This is a genomic window from Metabacillus schmidteae (genome assembly GCF_903166545.1).
GTDB classification, from domain to species: domain Bacteria; phylum Bacillota; class Bacilli; order Bacillales; family Bacillaceae; genus Metabacillus; species Metabacillus schmidteae.
This window is the reverse complement of sequence record NZ_CAESCH010000002.1, coordinates 778,146-795,165: the sequence shown is the minus strand read 5'-3', so window position 1 is coordinate 795,165 and position 17,020 is coordinate 778,146. Positions and strand designations below refer to the sequence as shown.

The 17,020-nt window shown below is 35.7% G+C and carries 18 protein-coding genes; 7 read left to right on the top strand and 11 right to left on the bottom strand.

Annotation, left to right across the window (positions count from 1 at the left end; translation table 11 throughout):
• Positions 1-26: 26 nt before the first annotated feature.
• Together HWV59_RS24680 and HWV59_RS24675 are read left to right on the top strand one after the other, a co-directional pair.
• Positions 27-1,136, top strand: coding sequence for a sensor histidine kinase (locus HWV59_RS24680; RefSeq protein WP_102228705.1), 1,110 nt, complete (start codon positions 27-29; stop codon positions 1,134-1,136).
• A 10-nt stretch (positions 1,137-1,146) separates the two neighbouring features.
• A complete protein-coding gene (locus tag HWV59_RS24675) occupies positions 1,147-1,746 on the top strand; it encodes a response regulator transcription factor (protein ID WP_102228704.1) in 600 nt (199 codons plus the stop codon).
• Between the two features lie 129 nt (positions 1,747-1,875).
• Here HWV59_RS24675 and HWV59_RS24670 read toward each other — a convergent pair whose 3' ends face one another.
• Positions 1,876-2,049, bottom strand: a complete 174-nt coding sequence (locus HWV59_RS24670; protein WP_175640618.1) for a hypothetical protein — start codon at positions 2,047-2,049, stop codon at positions 1,876-1,878.
• Between the two features lie 337 nt (positions 2,050-2,386).
• Between HWV59_RS24670 and HWV59_RS24665 the strand changes: the two genes are divergently transcribed.
• The 4 genes from HWV59_RS24665 to HWV59_RS24650 all read left to right on the top strand — a co-directional run bounded on the left by HWV59_RS24665 (position 2,387) and on the right by HWV59_RS24650 (position 4,732).
• Positions 2,387-3,319: a LysM peptidoglycan-binding domain-containing protein gene (locus HWV59_RS24665; protein ID WP_175640617.1), complete on the top strand. Its 933-nt coding sequence runs from the start codon at positions 2,387-2,389 to the stop codon at positions 3,317-3,319.
• Between the two features lie 351 nt (positions 3,320-3,670).
• Positions 3,671-3,814 (top strand): FbpB family small basic protein, encoded by a 144-nt coding sequence (locus HWV59_RS24660; RefSeq protein WP_102228702.1) that lies wholly within the window; start codon positions 3,671-3,673, stop codon positions 3,812-3,814.
• Positions 3,814-4,200 carry a sporulation protein gene (locus HWV59_RS24655; protein WP_102228701.1) on the top strand — a complete coding sequence of 129 codons (387 nt, stop codon included), beginning with the start codon at positions 3,814-3,816 and terminating at the stop codon, positions 4,198-4,200. Before HWV59_RS24660 ends, HWV59_RS24655 begins: the two co-directional genes overlap by 1 nt.
• Positions 4,201-4,459: 259 nt before the next feature.
• A complete protein-coding gene (locus HWV59_RS24650) occupies positions 4,460-4,732 on the top strand; it encodes a YkvA family protein (RefSeq protein WP_328824383.1) in 273 nt (90 codons plus the stop codon).
• 594 nt (positions 4,733-5,326) lie between these two features.
• Here the strand turns inward: HWV59_RS24650 and HWV59_RS24645 are convergent.
• The 6 genes from HWV59_RS24645 to HWV59_RS24620 form a co-directional block, all read right to left on the bottom strand.
• Positions 5,327-6,202: a GNAT family N-acetyltransferase gene (locus tag HWV59_RS24645; protein ID WP_175640616.1), complete on the bottom strand. Its 876-nt coding sequence runs from the start codon at positions 6,200-6,202 to the stop codon at positions 5,327-5,329.
• Between the two features lie 70 nt (positions 6,203-6,272).
• Positions 6,273-7,202 (bottom strand): manganese-dependent inorganic pyrophosphatase, encoded by a 930-nt coding sequence (locus HWV59_RS24640; protein WP_175640615.1) that lies wholly within the window; start codon positions 7,200-7,202, stop codon positions 6,273-6,275.
• A 112-nt stretch (positions 7,203-7,314) separates the two neighbouring features.
• Positions 7,315-8,397: an NAD(P)H-dependent flavin oxidoreductase gene (locus HWV59_RS24635; RefSeq protein WP_175640614.1), complete on the bottom strand. Its 1,083-nt coding sequence runs from the start codon at positions 8,395-8,397 to the stop codon at positions 7,315-7,317.
• A 187-nt stretch (positions 8,398-8,584) separates the two neighbouring features.
• Positions 8,585-9,475, bottom strand: coding sequence for a 50S ribosomal protein L11 methyltransferase (locus HWV59_RS24630; RefSeq protein WP_175640613.1), 891 nt, complete (start codon positions 9,473-9,475; stop codon positions 8,585-8,587).
• 263 nt (positions 9,476-9,738) lie between these two features.
• Entirely contained in the window at positions 9,739-10,590 is an 852-nt protein-coding gene (locus HWV59_RS24625) for an NAD-dependent epimerase/dehydratase family protein (RefSeq protein ID WP_175640612.1), read from the bottom strand.
• Between the two features lie 12 nt (positions 10,591-10,602).
• Positions 10,603-11,550 carry an aldo/keto reductase family protein gene (locus tag HWV59_RS24620; RefSeq protein ID WP_175640611.1) on the bottom strand — a complete coding sequence of 316 codons (948 nt, stop codon included), beginning with the start codon at positions 11,548-11,550 and terminating at the stop codon, positions 10,603-10,605.
• Positions 11,551-11,711: 161 nt separating this feature from the next.
• Between HWV59_RS24620 and HWV59_RS24615 the strand changes: the two genes are divergently transcribed.
• Positions 11,712-12,029 carry a winged helix-turn-helix transcriptional regulator gene (locus HWV59_RS24615; RefSeq protein ID WP_102228694.1) on the top strand — a complete coding sequence of 106 codons (318 nt, stop codon included), beginning with the start codon at positions 11,712-11,714 and terminating at the stop codon, positions 12,027-12,029.
• Positions 12,030-12,074: 45 nt separating this feature from the next.
• On the opposite strand, the gene trpB is transcribed toward HWV59_RS24615, so the two are convergent.
• The 4 genes from trpB to HWV59_RS24595 all read right to left on the bottom strand — a co-directional run bounded on the left by trpB (position 12,075) and on the right by HWV59_RS24595 (position 16,799).
• Positions 12,075-13,241: a tryptophan synthase subunit beta gene (trpB, locus tag HWV59_RS24610; RefSeq protein WP_407941658.1), complete on the bottom strand. Its 1,167-nt coding sequence runs from the start codon at positions 13,239-13,241 to the stop codon at positions 12,075-12,077.
• A 123-nt stretch (positions 13,242-13,364) separates the two neighbouring features.
• Positions 13,365-14,255, bottom strand: coding sequence for a peptidylprolyl isomerase (locus HWV59_RS24605; protein ID WP_235991891.1), 891 nt, complete (start codon positions 14,253-14,255; stop codon positions 13,365-13,367).
• A 212-nt stretch (positions 14,256-14,467) separates the two neighbouring features.
• Entirely contained in the window at positions 14,468-15,904 is a 1,437-nt protein-coding gene (gene ltrA, locus HWV59_RS24600; protein ID WP_175640609.1) for a group II intron reverse transcriptase/maturase, read from the bottom strand.
• Positions 15,905-16,601: 697 nt separating this feature from the next.
• A complete protein-coding gene (locus HWV59_RS24595; protein WP_026558957.1) occupies positions 16,602-16,799 on the bottom strand; it encodes a cold-shock protein in 198 nt (65 codons plus the stop codon).
• Positions 16,800-17,020: the final 221 nt, after the last annotated feature.

The window sequence follows — 17,020 nt, the reverse complement described above, 5'->3', positions numbered from 1 at the left end:
TAATCTTTAAAAAGTAGGTTCAATAAATGAAACGAATCATTCAAAAAAGCAATGGAATCTCCCCATATATATGGACTTTTTTAAGTATTTTACCATTTTATTTTATTTTCCAATCATCTTCTACAGCTGAAATAATTGCTGGTATTTTGCTAACGATTATGTTTTTCATCACGTTTCGGTATGCCTTTCTCGCTAAAAGCTGGAGAGTTTATGTTCTGGCAATCATTCTTATTGGCATTTCCTTTACTTCTACGTATTTGTTTAATTATTTTTACTTTTCCTTTTATATTGCATATTTTATCGGAAGTATAAAAGCTCGGGTTTCCTTTTTGACACTATATATTATTCATTTAGTTGCAACAGCAGTGGCGATTAACTTTAGTATTGTTTTACATGAGGAATTATTATTAAAACAATTACCCTTTGTTATCATTAGCTGTCTTAGTGTTATCTTCTTACCCTTTAGTATTTATAATCGAAAAGTACGTGACAAACTGCAAGAAAAATTAGAGGATGCCAACAAACGAATTTCTGAATTAGTCATTTTAGAGGAGCGACAAAGAATTGCTCGTGATCTACATGATACATTAGGACAAAAACTGTCGATGATCGGACTCAAAAGTGATTTAGCCAGAAGGATTATTCACAAAGATCCTGAACAAGCAAAATATGAAATGAAGGACATTCAACAAACTGCTCGTACAGCATTGAATGAAGTTAGAAACATGGTCTCACAAATGCGTGGGATACGATTAAAAGAAGAAATGACACATGTTAAACAAATTTTAGAAGCTGCTCAAATTAAATTAGTAAGTGATGAGAATATGTCAGTAACGAATGTCCCGTTATTAACAGAGAACATATTAAGCATGTGCTTAAAGGAAGCTGTTACAAATGTTGTAAGACATAGTAAAGCAACTAAATGCTTTGTTTCATTAGAACAAACGCAAACTGAAATTAAGTTGAAAATAAGTGATGATGGAATTGGCAATGCATCCACTGATTTTACTAAAGGAAACGGACTAGCGGGGATGAAAGAACGCCTTGAATTTGTTAATGGTCATCTTCATATATTCACAGAAAATGGTACAGCGCTAATCATAACCGTTCCACATGTTGTGAAACAAACTGAATAGGAGGATATGTATGATTCGAATAATCATTGCTGAAGATCAACAAATGCTATTAGGCGCCTTAGGTTCATTACTTAATTTAGAGGAAGATATGGAAGTCGTTGGAAAAGCTAGTAACGGAAAAGAAGCACTCGCACTTGTCGATGAGTTTCAGCCAGATATTTGTATTATGGACATTGAAATGCCCGGTATGACAGGTCTGGAGGCTGCTGAACATTTAAAAGATAAAAACTGCAAAGTCATTATCCTCACCACATTCTCCCGCTCTGGTTATTTTCAACGTGCCCTAAAAGCAGGAGTTAAAGGCTATCTTTTAAAAGATAGCCCAAGCGAGGAATTAGCAAATTCAATCCGAAACATCATAGATGGAAAACGAATCTATGCTCCTGAATTAATGGATGATTTATATAGTGAAGAAAATCCTCTTACAGAACGCGAAAAAGAAGTCCTTGGCTTAGTCGCAGAAGGAATGAACACAAAGGAAATTGCTGATCAACTTAGCATTAAAACGGGGACTGTACGTAATTATATTTCAACAATTCTAGAAAAGCTTGATGTAAAAAATAGAATAGAGGCTATTACTCAGTCGAAGGAAAAAGGCTGGTTTAAATAATACGATGATTTAATAGAATATATCTAATTATTATCTATTAAATTAGAGCTTAAGCAATTTGCAGGATACAGAAAAACGCAGCGTAAATGGTATTAGTCCATACGCTGCGTTTTTATATAAAGAAATCATTTAGTTTGATTGACTATTGGTTTCCCCTTTTAATAGGTTAAAATCTGTGATTGGCATTGTAATAATCTTCCCGCCAATTTGGATATGAACGGTATTATCAAAGATTGCTTTAACAATTCCCTTTAATGAAATTGTTGAGTCAACAGTAATTGGATTTTTTATATTAGCTTCCATTCTATGACACACCTTTCTATTAAAATAGGTTTGTGTGAAACGAATTTAAAGTGTTTCAACAAAGGTTTTTTTCAATTATCTATTAGTAAAAATGATTATATGCTTTATTATAAACGGCTAGAACCCAAAAGTCTCATGAAAAGACTCAAAACTATTCATCAAAAAACTCCAAATTTCAGCATGTAAAGGAATCCCTAAAAATAGGCTAATTTTGTTGAAACGATACGTTCAGTCATTTCGTCTAATGTAGTAAGTACGGCATCTTCAAAACAACTCGAAATTTAACCTCACTCTTCTTCTCATCCGTATGCATAATTTATATAATTGGGGGAACGACATGAAGAAATCAAAAGGGATTATTCAATTAGCAGCATTAACCTTGGGATTAACTGGAATTTTCGGTATTTCCAGCGCAGAAGCCTCGACACAATATACGATTAAAAAGGGTGATACACTCTATCGTATTGCTGATAAAAACGATTTAACCGTTTCACAATTAAAGCAACTTAACAACCTCTCTTCCTCACTCATTTATCCTGGTAATACATTAAACATTCCTACTACAGTTACCGTCAAGAAAGGTGATACACTTTACAGTTTTGCAAAAAAGTATAAAACCACTGTGTCACAGTTGAAATTTATAAACAAACTTTCAACAAATACAATTTATGTAGGAGATACGCTCATCATTCCTACTACAGTTACAGTAAAAAAAGGTGACACCTTATACAATATTGCAAACAGGTACGGTTTAACTGTAGAAGAACTAAAAACGATAAACTATTTAACCTCAGATTTGATTAGAGTTGGGCAAATTCTGAATGTTGCTCAAGCTGGGACATCTTCCCATATTCCTGCGAGTTATGATGCAAATGAAATCATGATCACCATTTCTCCGAAAAAAGGACTTACGTTTGCTGCCGAAGAGCCAAGACGGTTTATTTTAAGTTATGACAACAACGGTAACTATTTCTCAAGAATTGAAGTGTTAGATGCAAATGCTAATATAAATGAAATAAAAGAAAATTCAAGAGCATACTTGAAAGGTTATACAATAACAGAACATCCAACAAAAACAAGTTCACATCCATTCTATCGAAATGCTGAATTCTTCCTACAAGGAACTTCAAGTAAAACCCAAGTGAATATTGTGATGAAAAAAGTAGATGGAGTTTGGGTCCGTATCACCATTCATTATTTAAACAAAGAAGAATCCGAAGGCATTACACCAAAAATGATTGAAGCATTACAAACAATTAAAGTCAGATGATCTTAATATCTTAACAAATCTTTAACATAAAAACATATTGACGATAACTGATAAATACTATATGATTATCTTAATCAAATACGTCGTTCTCCTAAAGGGGAGTAGCTTTTACAACAAAGTCGTCATTACAGAGTAATTAACTCTCGGCTTCGTTGGCAACCTTAACGTTGTTAGCAAGACCTTTACTATTCGGTAAAGGTCTTTTATGTTTTTCTCTAAACCTTTACCGTGTCGGTAAAGGTTTTTTCTTGTTACATGGCGGGAAAAGTACAAAAGTCTCCACTTAATTTAGGTGTCCAGTCCGCGCCTTGCACACCCCTTAAAGTTAACGATAAAAAGGAGATAACTATTATGGTAAAAAAACTATCCATGGAAGAATTAATTAAGAAAAATAAAGAAGAGTTTCTTAAAGATAAAGATCTACTAGATAAAATTGAAAAACGCCTTGAACAAAAATATGTTAAACAAAGCGAATACATTGGAGGAGATAAATAATGTTACTTAGGAAATATATGTCCCTTTTAGGTGTTGGTTCAGCAGTGATCGATCTTATCCTACCAAAAGACACATATAAGCGCGGTGAATTGATTAGCGGCTTTTTTCATCTTAAAGGCGGAACGATTGAACAACAATTAAAGAGAATTGATAGTGACCTTGTTTTAATTGATAGAGACAGGAAGATAGAGAAGGTCATTGATACAGCTACGATCTTGTCATCCAAGCTTATCAACCCTGAAGAAGATAGTAAAATATCATTCACCTTTAAATTGCCGGAAGATATTCCAACTTCAACTGAAAATATTTCATATCGTTTTAAAACCAGACTTACCTTCAATGAAGGTGTAGAAAGTAAAGACCAAGATATTATTCAGGTTATATAATTCAATGATTTTTATATGAAAGGACGATGAAAGATGTAGAATCAATTTCTTCTTATATTTTTACAAAAAAGGAGAAATGATTTGCATTGACACATAAGCATATCCGATCTTTATTTTTCGGGATCGTGCTGTTAACAGTTTTCGAAAGTAAGCTTGTTACCTCACTTACTTTAGAGGTGTTAAATCCCCCAAGATTTCAACAAAGTCTTGTTACTAGTATCCAAAGCCTATCGCTCAAACCATAGAGGGGTGAACAACATTGATAAAACGATTTAAGAGACTAAAATTCATCATTACCTTTTGGAGATTTATTCCTTTTTTAAAGGAGTTTTTCTTCTCAAACCAAGTTGAATCTTACAAAAAAATATTGGGAGTTTTACTCATCCTCACCTATGCTTTCTTCCCATTTGACCTAATTCCTGATTTTATTTCGTTTTTAGGAATTATCGATGATGTGGTGGTTGCAACATTTGTAATAGATTGGATGATTAGAATGGCCCCGGAATCACTGAAAGAGAAGTATAAACTCTAGTTATGAATAAATGCGTCCTTCATAATGTATGAAGGACGTTTCTATTTTTGTTCTCTACTATATTGTCCTTCATCCTAGATATGAAGAGCATTTCGTATTTCGTTCTCTTCTCTTTTGTCCTTCATCCTCGATATGAAGGACATTTCGTATTTCGTTCTCTTCTCTTTTGTCCTTCATCCTTAATATGAAGGACATTTCGTATTTCGTTCTCTTCTCTTTTGTCCTTTATCCTTAATATGAAGGACATTTCGTATTTCGTTCTCTTCTCTTTTGTCCTTCATCCTTAATATGAAGGACATTTCGTATTTCGTTCTCTTCTGTTTTGTCCTTCATCCTAGATATGAAGGACATTTCGTATTTCGTTCTCTTCTGTTTTGTCCTTCATCCTAGATATGAAGGACATTTCGTATTTCGTTCTCTTCTCTTTTGTCCTTCATCCTTAATATGAAGGGCATTTCGTATTTCGTTCTCTTCTCTTTTGTCCTTCATCCTAAATATGAAGAGCATTTCGTATTTCGTTCTCTTCTCTTTTGTCCTTATCACTCATTTACATGATACACAAGCTCCAATAATAATCGCATCCACTCTATGTCCTCAAGCCTGTGATAAGTCAGGATGTTTAAATACTTTTGGAATATCAATCTCATTTTTCATTTTTAAAAATAGGGTTTCCCTGCTTTTCAATGGAGTTGTCTCTATTGAAGACAATGAGTTTTCATTATAACCAAAAATCACCTTTTCTACCTTTTCATCTGCAAGCCTGGATAGAATGGAGTTTAGGTTAAACTTTGTGTGACTAACTACATCTGCTAAATACAGTGTATCTCCATCAATTTGATAAAAAACGATCACACCCTCTTCTTCTATGTAAACGATAGATTCGGGATATACATATATGCTATAAAACATAAGTAACTCATTGGTGTTACTCGTTGAGAAAAGAGTAGAGTTCGGTTGTCTTTTCTTTGCAAAATCATAAATAAAAGCAAGATCATTGTCATCATGACCATTTAGGTATTTCAATGATTGCTGTTGGCTTTTGCCCTGAAAAGGCATAGAAAAGATATGCTCGTTTACCTTTTGAAAGCCAAACTTAGGATAATAATCTAAGACAGAATCATTCGCATATAAGTAAAAGACATCAATATGATTCTCGTATTCTTTCAAAACTTTGTTCATTAATTTTTTTGAAAGACCTTTGTTTCGATAGTCCGGATGAGTCATAACAGTTCCAATTTGAATTGCTTTTTTTCTGCTATTGTGAACAATAAGGTCTAACTTATTTACCGATACATTTGCTATCACTTTTCCATCAATGATGTAGGAGTGTGGCTCATAACGTTCTGTCCAATAGCCCTTTTCATACCATTTTTCAAAATTGATTCCAAATGTTAAATCAGCTAAATCATTGAAGCTTTTTCTTAACTCTTTATTAGTTTGATAATTTTTCTCGTAGCATGGGGTTGTCATGTGATTCTCCTAAGGTTTTTCTCGATAAAAAGCCACATTCCAAGTTACTTGAAATGTGGCTCTGCCTTCACTACTTACTGAATGCTTCTGTTAAAACAGGAACAATTTGTTTTTTACGTGAAACAACACCTTTTAGTGTTGCTTGATTGTTGTCTAACGTTACATTGAATGCTTGCTCTACTTTTGCTGCTTGTTGACCAATTGCAACAGCAACAGAATCGTTTGTTAAAATGTCTGTTACAACAAATAAGAACAGGTCTAAACCTTTTTCTGACACAACATTGTTAAGTGCTGCTTCAATGTCTGTTTTATGTACAAGAACATCGTTCGTATCAACAGCATTTACTTGAGCAATTTCAACTTTGCTTGAACCCATTTGGAATTCTTTTGCATCTAATGAGATTAATTGCTCAACTGATTTATCACTTAAATCAGCACCAGCTTTTAACATGTCTAAGCCATAAGCATTTGCATCAACACCAGCGATTTCTGCTAATTCTTTTGCTGCATCAATGTCTTCTTGAGTGCATGTTGGTGATTTGAATAATAAAGAGTCAGAAATAATCGCTGAAAGCATTAATCCTGCTGTTTCTTTTTCAATTTCTACACCATGTTCTTTGTAAAGCTTGTTTAAAATTGTTGCTGTACAACCAACTGGTTCAGCACGGTAATACAAAGGATCACTTGTTTCAAAATTTGCAATTCGGTGATGGTCGATAACTTCAAGAACACGAACTTCATCGATATCGTCAGCACTTTGTTGACGCTCATTATGGTCAACTAAAATAACTCCGCTTGCTTCTCCTGCTACTTTCTCTACTAAACGTGGAGCATCCTTTTTGAAGAAATCAAGTGCATATTGAGTTTCTCCACTTACTTCACCTAAACGCACAGGTTCAGCATTTTGTCCAATTTTATTTTTTAATTCAGCATATGCAATCGCAGAACAGATTGTATCTGTATCAGGATTTTTGTGACCAAAAACAAGTACTTTTTCCATAATTAACTCCTTTACACATTGAAATATACTCTATCATATCATAATTACTATGGTTTATTTAACTAGGTTTTATGAAAAAATTGTAGATTGAACAGTATATTCTAATTATTTTTTAAAAATTATTTGTTTTTACCATTTTCAATGCTTGATGATATTCTTCCATTACCTCTTCTATTATATCTTTTGCAGACTTATTCTCTTTCAGCAGCCTGGTAGCCTGTCCGGACCATAATGACATATAGTCTGGGTTGCTCTGTTCAGCAGCTGCTTTACGTATCGAGGAGGTTATCGTATTTTGACTTGGAAATGGTAAAGGAGAGACCCCTGATTCTTCAAATGATTCTACAAAATGGTTCTTTATTCCTCTGGCCGGACGTCCGGAAAAGCTCTTTGTTAAGACTGTACTTTCTTCAGTGCTGGCATATAATGCAGCTTTATAAGCAGAATGAATACCTGATTCCTTACTCGTTAAAAATTGTGTACCCATTTGTATGCCTTGTGCTCCAAGTGCCATAGCTGCTAACATTCCCCTCCCATCCATGATTCCTCCTGCTGCAATAACAGGTACATTCACATGATCAACCACTTGCGGGATGAGAGAAAAGGTTCCGATATTAGCCCCATTTGGTTGTTCTTTCATATCAAAGGTACTGCGATGTCCGCCTGCATCACTTCCTTGAGCTACGATAATATCTGCACCATGTTCTTCTGCAAGTAATGCTTCGCGGACAGTTGTCACCATTGAAATAATTTTTACGTCTCTTTTTTTCAAAATCGCTACTTTATCCTTTGGAATGAGTCCAAAAGCTGTGCTAATAATCGGTACCTCTTCATCTAATAAGACTTGAAATTGTTCTTCAAAATAATCTCCAGTTTGGTATTGCTCTACCTTATTTCCAATCTTTAGATCCTCCCGAAATACATCCAACACCGTCTCTACTTGTTGCAAGTTTGAAAAATCATCCACCATCGATGTACAAAATAAATTGACTGCAAATGGTCTTGTCGTTTTTGCTTTTATCTTTTTAATTGCTGCTCTTATTTCTTCCGGCTTCATATAAGCGGCTCCTAAAGTTCCCAAAGCTCCTGCTTCCGAAACACTTACAACAAGATCAACAGTTGTCGCTCCACCTGCCATACCAGCTTGGATGACTGGATAATCAATATTTAACATGTGACATAGACTTTGGCTCATCAAATTACCTCCAGATTGGTATGTTTAATTATTTCTTATTTTATTTTTATTTTCCTGCTCTAAATAGAATATGTTTCTTTAAAAGGGCTATGTATCTAGTAAGGGCTATGTATCTAGTAAGGGCTAAAGTAAATAGCAAAAGAGATTGGCCTAAGCCAATCTCTTTTCTCTATTATTATTATGCAAATTAATCTCTTCTAAAATGAATCGACACCCATTCATTTGTTTGTGATTTTTCATTAATTGAGAAACCACCTTTAGCGAAAACACTTATTAACTCATCAAGATGCCATTCCACTAGACCTGAGATAAAGAAGTTATCACTATTTTTAAGCAGATCATGCCTTTCAATAATGCTCATTGTCTCATTGGCTCCGATATTAATTAAGATTAAATCATATGTTTCATCTATCTCGTATTCACCAGTAATTAAATCTGCTTGTACAACTTGAAGGTCATTTGTTAAGTTATTTAGTTCAGCATTATGATATAGTTCACGTGAAACCTCTTCATAATCAACTGCAACAACTTTCTCCGCTCCTTTTAATGAAGCTGCAATCGCAAGCATGCCAGAGCCTGTCCCTAGATCCAGCACTGTTTTCCCTGTAAGATCTTCGTTTAGTACCATTCTCAAGCAGCCTTGTGTTGTTTCATGTAAGCCTGTACCGAATGCTGCCAGTGGATCAAATTTCAGCACATTCTTGTCGTTGTATTCCTTTTCAGAGCCGGGATACTTTATCACCCATCCATTTCCTAAATCAATGTCCTCAAATTCATAGGATTGCTCCCAATTTGTTTCATCGTATGTTTTATAGCTAATGTCATCTCTCGAAATAGAAAGAGTTTCTGTTAATAGCGGGTAGTATGCTTCAGGTAGATGATCTACTTCCTGATCACTTGCATAAATTTTCAGTTCAATATGCTGATCTTCTTTTTCTTCATATCCATAGCCATTTTGCACCTTAATGATTTCAATCGGTGATTCATAGTATAGATTGTAAATGCCTGCTGCATTTAGCAAATCAGTTATTTCATTTATCTCGCTAAAAGGTACATTTATTGAAAATTCGTGTAACATTCATCGATTCCTCTCTTCATGTAGTGTTTTGGATCTCACTACAAATTGTCTCTACACAGTTTAATATACAACGAAAGAGGATAGCAAATTTTATTTTTCTTTGTACTAGTGAACAGCATGTTAAAAAGCCAGAATCTCTCAATAATGAAGTGAAATTTTTTAACTTTGATTTGGAATCTTTCAACTTTAACTCCAAATCTATCGATCGAAATATTTCGTGCACAACACTAAAAAGCCTAGCATTAAGCTAGGCCAACTTATCATTATTTCTCAACCTTCACATAGTCCCGCCATCTATGCTTTGGCTGCCAATTTAATAGTTTCTTAGCTTTTTCATTTGAAAACAATGTTTCATAACCATGCAATGGTCTTCTAATTTCTGCATGAGGATAAACAGTTTCCATTAACTGATGACTCTCGATATCAACGCTCGTTTCATCTGCTGCAATATTAAGAGCTACTGAGCCCAGCCCATCTGTTTCAACAGCAAGTCGGAAAGCGACCGCAGCATCCCGTGTATCAATATAACTCCACATGATCACTTTTCGTTGTTCAGGATCGTGAATAAAACTTGGAAAGTTATTATACATATTTGGGGCAATAATATTTCCAAGTCTCATTGAAATAACTTGAAGCCCTGTTCTACGATGAATCATATCTGCTGTTTGTTCGTTAACAATTTTGGATAACCCGTAGCTATCCTCTGGTAATTGTGGATGTTCCTCATCAAGCGGCACATATTGAGGTGATAGCTCCTTTAATGGAAACACCAAGCCATATGAAGACTCACTTGAGGCAATTACCGCTTTTTTAATTCCCAATGTTCCGGCTGCTTCTAAAACATTATAAGTAGACATCACATTATTTTTAAACGTAACTTCATTAGGATGTGAGTATGCAACCGGAATTGCTGCTAAATGAACAACAGCATCAGCTCCAGCTAATACTCCATACACTTCCCCTAAATTTTGCAAATCTACCAAGATTGTTTTACATATAGGGTTTGTTGGATATTTTCTATCTGCATTGACTACTTCATATCCATTATCAAGAAATTCCTGTATAACAGATGATCCTAGTAGTCCACTTCCACCAGTTACAACGACTTTTTTCATTCATCCACACCCTTATTTTAAAATTTCTTCAATTTGTGAAAGAACATCCTGTGATAATGTTACTTCAGATCCTTTCGCATTTTCTATGATTTGTTCAGGCTTGGTTGCTCCGACCAGGGTACTCGCAATTCCCGGCAAACGAAGAATCCATGCAATTGCTAATTGTGACAAACTAATATCTAATTCACTAGCAATCCCGTTTAGTTTTTCTACCTTTGTTAAGTTCTCGTCTGTTAAAAGTTTATTCATATGCATATTCGATTTCGGATCTGTTGCACGACTTCCTTCTGGAGCTCGATTGCTAACACTATATTTCCCAGTTAATAAACCTTGAGCTAGTGGAGAGAATACAATTTGACTAATCCCATGTTGCTCACTAACCGGCAGAACGTCATCCTCAATATACCGTTGTAACATACTATAATTAGGTTGGTTAACGACGATGCGATCCAATAAATATTTATCGGCAGTTCCAATTGCTTCTTGAATTTGTTGTGCCGTCCATTCACTCACACCAGCATATAAAATTTTTCCTTGGCGTACTAAATCATCAATTGTTCTTAAGGTTTCATCTACAGGTGTTTCAGGATCATAACGGTGACAGTAATAAATATCCACATAATCGGTATTTAATCTTTTTAAACTGGCATGCAGTTGCTCATAAACATGCTTTCTTGATAATCCCCGATCATTTGGTCCGTCTCCCATTGGCCAAAACACCTTTGTGGCTAACACGTATGAATCTCGACGATATTGGCTTAAAGCCTTACCAACTACTTTTTCAGATTCTCCTTTTGCATAAACATTAGCTGTATCAAAAGAGTTAATTCCCAAGTCATACGCCGTTTCAATTGTTTTGATTGCTTTATCATTTTCAGTTGAAGCCCCATATGTAAGCCAGCTTCCCAAGCTAACCTCACTAACCTTAAGCCCTGATCTTCCTAAACGTCTATATTTCATTTGACTCCCATCCCCTTTAAAATGATATCCGCAAAAAGAAATCGTTTACATTTGTAAATTATAAATTCTTCGAAAATTTTATACAAGTACTGAAATTTTATTGATATAATCAAAAGTAAGTAATCTACTATACTTTTTATAGTAACTACAAGGGGGATACTATGGAGAAAGTTACTGATTTACATATCGAATGTTCGATTGAAAAAGCACTGAATATAATTGGTGGAAAATGGTCTTTTCTTGTTATTAAACAGCTTTTTGATGGCACAAAACGCTTTGGTGAATTACAGCGGGCCATTCCGAATATTAGCCCAAAGGCATTAACAGATACACTTCGTCACTTAGAAAGTCATCAGGTTTTAACTAGAGAAACATTTGCAACAGTACCGGTTACAGTGGAATATACATTAACTGAAAAAGGGCATTCGCTTCATCCTATGATAAAAGAAATGAAAAAGTGGGGTACACATTGGGGATAAGTGAAAAAGGATTCGATTGATTCGAATCCTTTTTCACTTATATTTTTAATTCTGCAACATCTTATAAACTTGTTCAACATCTTTATCTCCACGCCCTGAAAGATTGACAATAATTGAGTCTTCTTTTGCCAATTGTCCTGCCAGCTTCATCGCATAAGCTACGGCATGCGAGCTTTCAAGTGCTGGAATAATACCTTCTACCTTTGATAAAACTTGAAATGCCTCTAATGCTTCCTGTCCTGTAACTGTTACATACTCAGCTCTGTTTGATGTTTTCAAATAACTATGTTCAGGGCCAATTCCCGGGTAATCCAGTCCTGCAGCTATTGAATAGGTAGGTTTAGGTTCACCATTTTCGTCAAGCAATGTTAAGCATTTAAAACCGTGAATAACAGCGGGTGTTCCTTCTGTTAATGTTGGAGCTTCAGCAGGTTCCACTCCAATTAATCGAACTTCTTGCTCATCAATATAGTGAGCAAATGCTCCGATTGCATTACTTCCTCCACCTGCACATGCAATGACTGCTGCTGGAAGCTTTCCTTCCTTTTCTACTATTTGCTTTTTCGATTCTTCACTAATGATAGACTGAAAATGCTTAACCATAGTCGGAAAAGGATGTGGACCAACAGCAGAACCTAAAAGATAAAAGGTATTTTCATAGTTTTTAACTAAATCATTAAGCGCTTCGTCTACCGCATCTTTTAATCTTCCTTGCCCCTTATCTACTGAAACTACCTTTGCACCTAAAAGCTCCATTCGAAAAACATTTAATGCTTGTCTTTCTGTATCTAATTTCCCCATATAAATTGTGCAATCCATTCCGCCGACAATAGCACAAGCGGTGGCTGTTGCAACACCATGCTGTCCGGCACCTGTTTCGGCAATAATTCTCGTTGCCCCCATCCGCTTCGCCAATAAAATTTGTCCGATCGCATTGTTAATTTTATGTGCTCCTGTATGGTTTAAATCTTCACGTTTCAAATAAATTTTTGCTCCACCTACTTGCTTTGTTAGATTTTCAGCATATGTTAGTGGATTTTCTCTCCCAATATATTCTTTCATATAGTATTGAAATTCTTGGATAAACTCAGGGTCCTTTTTATATTTTTCAAAGTTTTCGTCTAGGATGGCTAAAACATTTTTCAAATCCTCCGGAACAAAACTACCACCAAACTCACCAAAATAGCCTTTTTCTACGGTACTGTTACTCATGAACATTCTCCCCTCTATTAACAAAATAAGAAAATTCAGATTTCTAATGATATTATATCATTCTCCCTATCTTATTTTGTACATTTCTCTTTATATAGAGAAAAAGAGCCACCCGGGCTCTTTTTAATCTTCAGATAAATAGTTCTTAACGTCATACTCTTTTTGTTTTTCCTCTAACCAAGTAGGATATTCTGTTGCCATTTTCTCATCTAGTAAAATTCCTCTAATTTCTTCTTTGCTCTTTTCAAAATTTGCTTCGGCAGCTTCCTGAATTTCTGTTACCTTAATAATATGATAGCCATGCTCCGTTTTCACAGGATCACTTATTTCATCAACTTTCAGTGAGAAGGCCTCCTCCTCGAATTCTGCCACCATTGCTCCTTCACCGAAGAAACCTAAATCTCCTCCTGATTCAGCTGATGCTGTATCTGTTGAATATTCTTTGGCTAACTCAGCAAAATCCTCACCTTTATCAAGCTTGTCTTTTACTTCTTTTGCAGTATCTTCATCTTCAACTAAGATGTGACTAGCCTTAACCTGCTTTGCTTGTGCAAAAGAATCTTTGTTTTCATCAAAATATGTTTGCATTTCTTCTTCTGTAATGTCAATTTGCGGCTCAATGAGTTTTTCAATTTTCAGGTTAACTTCAATGTCTTCTTTAATATCATCCTGTGTCAGCCCACTTGCCGCTAACTGTTGTTCAAACGTTTCTTCTCCGCCATAAGAGTCGATCAACTCCTGCAGTTCAGCATCTATTTCTTTATCTGTGACTTTGATGTTTTCTTTTTCTACTTCTTGATTAATTAAATTTTTTGTCATAAGCGTATCTAATGCCGCTTCTCCATTTTGTTCCACAAAAAATGTATATAAATCGTCCTTTGTCAGTGATTCACTTCCAACCTTGGCGATAACCTCGCTTTTGGTTGATAAAAAGATAAAAACAGCAATAGCTGCTACTATTAGGACGGCTAAAATGGCTAATGTTTTTTTACTTGCAAATATTTTTTCAATCATCTAATTCTCCTCAATCTATATTTTGATATACTTCTCTGACTGCTTTCTACTATAAAGAAGAAGTATGGGATAAATATGTGCGAATTATGGGAAATTGTAAAAGACCTACGTTCATAAAGCAATAGAGTAGGGTAACCTCTTTCAAGGCTACCCCCTCATCAAACCGTACGTGTCCTATTAAGACATACGGCTTACCAATGTGTTTGAATTAATCAGTATGTTGCTAGTCGCTTGGCATAGTTCATTTTACGAACGCGTTCAGGAGTGTAATATTCCTCCCCGCGTTCCTTTGCTCTTTGAATTTGCTTTTGTTGTTTCTTCTTTTGCTTTTCTTTCATGTATTGAATGTAGTCATCCAATGTATGACCAAATTGCTTTCCAAAATACAACTGAAACGCAGGTACTAGTCCAATCTTAGTGAAATATTCTATGTTCCACTTCGTATTCATGGCATACCCCTTGCGTTGGCTTGGGTGGTCATGAATCATGGCCACTCTCAACCTTCTTCGAACGTAAGAATCCATTGCGAGTAGTTCATTCTTAAAAACATTGAAATAACAGTTTAGTTTATGCCCATGTTCTTTGAATTCTTCTACTGCTTTCCAAATCGTTAAATAGAAATTAACTTTCCCTCGAATCACAGAGTTCACTCTCTCAAGCCACTTTTCTTTACTTAAGGTTAAAGTCTTTCTTGTTCGTTGTTTAATTTTAATGCGAAAGTCACTCCATGTTTCCTCTTTAGGTTTCGTAATGTAATACGGTTTCCCATCTTTCTTACGTTTTCTCCAATGCTCAAAAGTAAAGCCCAGGAAGTCAAAGTCATCATTATTAAAATCAACGATTTTAGTCTTCTCCACAGAGATTTCTAACCCAAGTTCTTTTAATACTTCCTTTGTCACTTCTTCAGCCTTCTTTATTTCCTCCTTGCTCTTGGCAAAGAGTAAGAAATCGTCCGCGTAGCGGACGAACTTTATCCCATATTGGTCAAGAGTCCAATCCAATTCATTTAAATAGATATTGGCGAGTAAAGGCGAGATCACTCCACCTTGCGGTGTTCCAGTATCTACCTGATGGTATTTACCTTCTTCCATATATCCTGCTTTTAGCCATTTCCAAATCATATCAAGGACGGTTCCATCCGCAATGTACTTGTTTAACACTTTCAATAGCTTCTTGTGGGGAATATTGTCAAAGAATCCTTTAATGTCACAATCATAAATATAGTTGTAGCCATTTTCGATATTCCACATAATCAATTGTAGTACACGCTTCGCCCCCACATTGGGACGATAGCCACAAGACCATTTATGGAAAATGTCCTTTTCAAACTTAGGTTCTAGTACATTACGTAATGCTTGTTGAACAATACGATCTTCAATGGTTGGGATACCTAGTGGGCGTTTCTTCCCATTCTTTTTTGGAATATAAACACGTCGCACTGGTGAGGGTACGTAATCTTTCGCTCTTAGTTTCATGAGTAGATTTTCAAGGTTCTCCTCTAGATTCTTCTCATAACTTTCAAGCGTTTCTTCATCTATTCCTCCTGCACCCTTATTCACTTTTACATTCTCCCAAGCTGTTTTGATCTTTCGATCAAAGAGAATTTGCCCATAGACACTATGCCATTTTAATTTCAAAATCTGATTCATTCTTATTCGACACCTTTCAATGTGTACTTTCAGTTCGTTTATACCGAAGTATCGTTTACTGTTGACATTACACACTTTTAGTTGTGTAGAGCCACAAGGTCATTCCCCTTCCGTTCGATGATTGTTTAGTCAATCACCTACTTCCGTACTATGAGAACGTCTGACTTCTCTATCCACAAGGCTCATTTCGGATTATCCTTATAAAGCCTTGCCCTTATGGTGAGATAGAGATCTCACGGGGTTATCGTACTTTCCTTCTGTACATACCCAGCACCATCACCGAATAAGCTACGACAGATCGGCTGATTTCTCTGACCTGCCATTACAATTATTGTAGACTTCCCATTATTTGCGGATGGTCGCCAACTTATCCTGCCGCCGTGCTTCACACTTATTGCATTTGGGTCTGCACATCCGACTGCGGTTCTCTCGATTTACCGCATCTCCATCAGACAAAGCCTCACGACCATGCCATAGATTAGTCTTCACTAGTTGTATCAGCACCCTAGTGGAAGGACTTTCACCTTCGAGAAAATGAGTCTTCCAGGATTCGGGAGCAGTTGTTATCGAAATAACTTACTCCAACCTTTAACAGCTCATTCAGTGCAGATATCTGCACAAGGTACGACTGCCCGTCGCACACAAAAAAAGACTCCTGAAAGGAGTCTTTTATAGAGCTGCTTGTGCAGCGTTAGGCTTATTTTTGAACGTTAGCAGCTTGTGGTCCACGAGCACCTTGCTCTACTTCAAAAGTAACTGTTTGGCCTTCTTCTAAAGTTTTGAAACCATCACCTTGGATAGCAGAGAAGTGTACGAATACATCGTCTTGACCTTCAACTTCGATGAAACCGAAACCTTTTTCTGAATTAAACCATTTTACTTTACCTTGTAGCATTGTTTTTCCTCCTGTGTGGAATCTAACGTCCACATTGTATTACTATTCTTGCTAGACAACGATTCATCAAGAGGAAAACACTTTTTAAAGCTACTTCCATCTCTCAATCTTATCCGAACAAAAATAATTAATTCAATTCTAACACTTAATATTGTTTAAATCAAGGAACTAGGACAACCTTTTATACACAAAAGTTCGATAATATCCTACATATTTTTCAT

What these genes read in the sequence shown, in the direction of transcription:
- HWV59_RS24645 (WP_175640616.1), bottom strand. Translation starts at nt 6,202, where the DNA reads ATGACAACCCCATGCTACGAGAAAAATTATCAAACTAATAAAGAGTTA.
- HWV59_RS24605 (WP_235991891.1), bottom strand. Translation starts at nt 14,255, where the DNA reads ATGATTGAAAAAATATTTGCAAGTAAAAAAACATTAGCCATTTTAGCC.
- HWV59_RS24595 (WP_026558957.1), bottom strand. Translation starts at nt 16,799, where the DNA reads ATGCTACAAGGTAAAGTAAAATGGTTTAATTCAGAAAAAGGTTTCGGT.
- HWV59_RS24615 (WP_102228694.1), top strand. Translation starts at nt 11,712, where the DNA reads ATGGAGAAAGTTACTGATTTACATATCGAATGTTCGATTGAAAAAGCA.
- HWV59_RS24675 (WP_102228704.1), top strand. Translation starts at nt 1,147, where the DNA reads ATGATTCGAATAATCATTGCTGAAGATCAACAAATGCTATTAGGCGCC.
- HWV59_RS24680 (WP_102228705.1), top strand. Translation starts at nt 27, where the DNA reads ATGAAACGAATCATTCAAAAAAGCAATGGAATCTCCCCATATATATGG.
- trpB (WP_407941658.1), bottom strand. Translation starts at nt 13,241, where the DNA reads ATGAGTAACAGTACCGTAGAAAAAGGCTATTTTGGTGAGTTTGGTGGT.
- HWV59_RS24635 (WP_175640614.1), bottom strand. Translation starts at nt 8,397, where the DNA reads ATGAGCCAAAGTCTATGTCACATGTTAAATATTGATTATCCAGTCATC.
- HWV59_RS24660 (WP_102228702.1), top strand. Translation starts at nt 3,671, where the DNA reads ATGGTAAAAAAACTATCCATGGAAGAATTAATTAAGAAAAATAAAGAA.
- HWV59_RS24620 (WP_175640611.1), bottom strand. Translation starts at nt 11,550, where the DNA reads ATGAAATATAGACGTTTAGGAAGATCAGGGCTTAAGGTTAGTGAGGTT.
- HWV59_RS24625 (WP_175640612.1), bottom strand. Translation starts at nt 10,590, where the DNA reads ATGAAAAAAGTCGTTGTAACTGGTGGAAGTGGACTACTAGGATCATCT.
- ltrA (WP_175640609.1), bottom strand. Translation starts at nt 15,904, where the DNA reads ATGAATCAGATTTTGAAATTAAAATGGCATAGTGTCTATGGGCAAATT.
- HWV59_RS24665 (WP_175640617.1), top strand. Translation starts at nt 2,387, where the DNA reads ATGAAGAAATCAAAAGGGATTATTCAATTAGCAGCATTAACCTTGGGA.
- HWV59_RS24670 (WP_175640618.1), bottom strand. Translation starts at nt 2,049, where the DNA reads ATGGAAGCTAATATAAAAAATCCAATTACTGTTGACTCAACAATTTCA.
- HWV59_RS24655 (WP_102228701.1), top strand. Translation starts at nt 3,814, where the DNA reads ATGTTACTTAGGAAATATATGTCCCTTTTAGGTGTTGGTTCAGCAGTG.
- HWV59_RS24630 (WP_175640613.1), bottom strand. Translation starts at nt 9,475, where the DNA reads ATGTTACACGAATTTTCAATAAATGTACCTTTTAGCGAGATAAATGAA.
- HWV59_RS24640 (WP_175640615.1), bottom strand. Translation starts at nt 7,202, where the DNA reads ATGGAAAAAGTACTTGTTTTTGGTCACAAAAATCCTGATACAGATACA.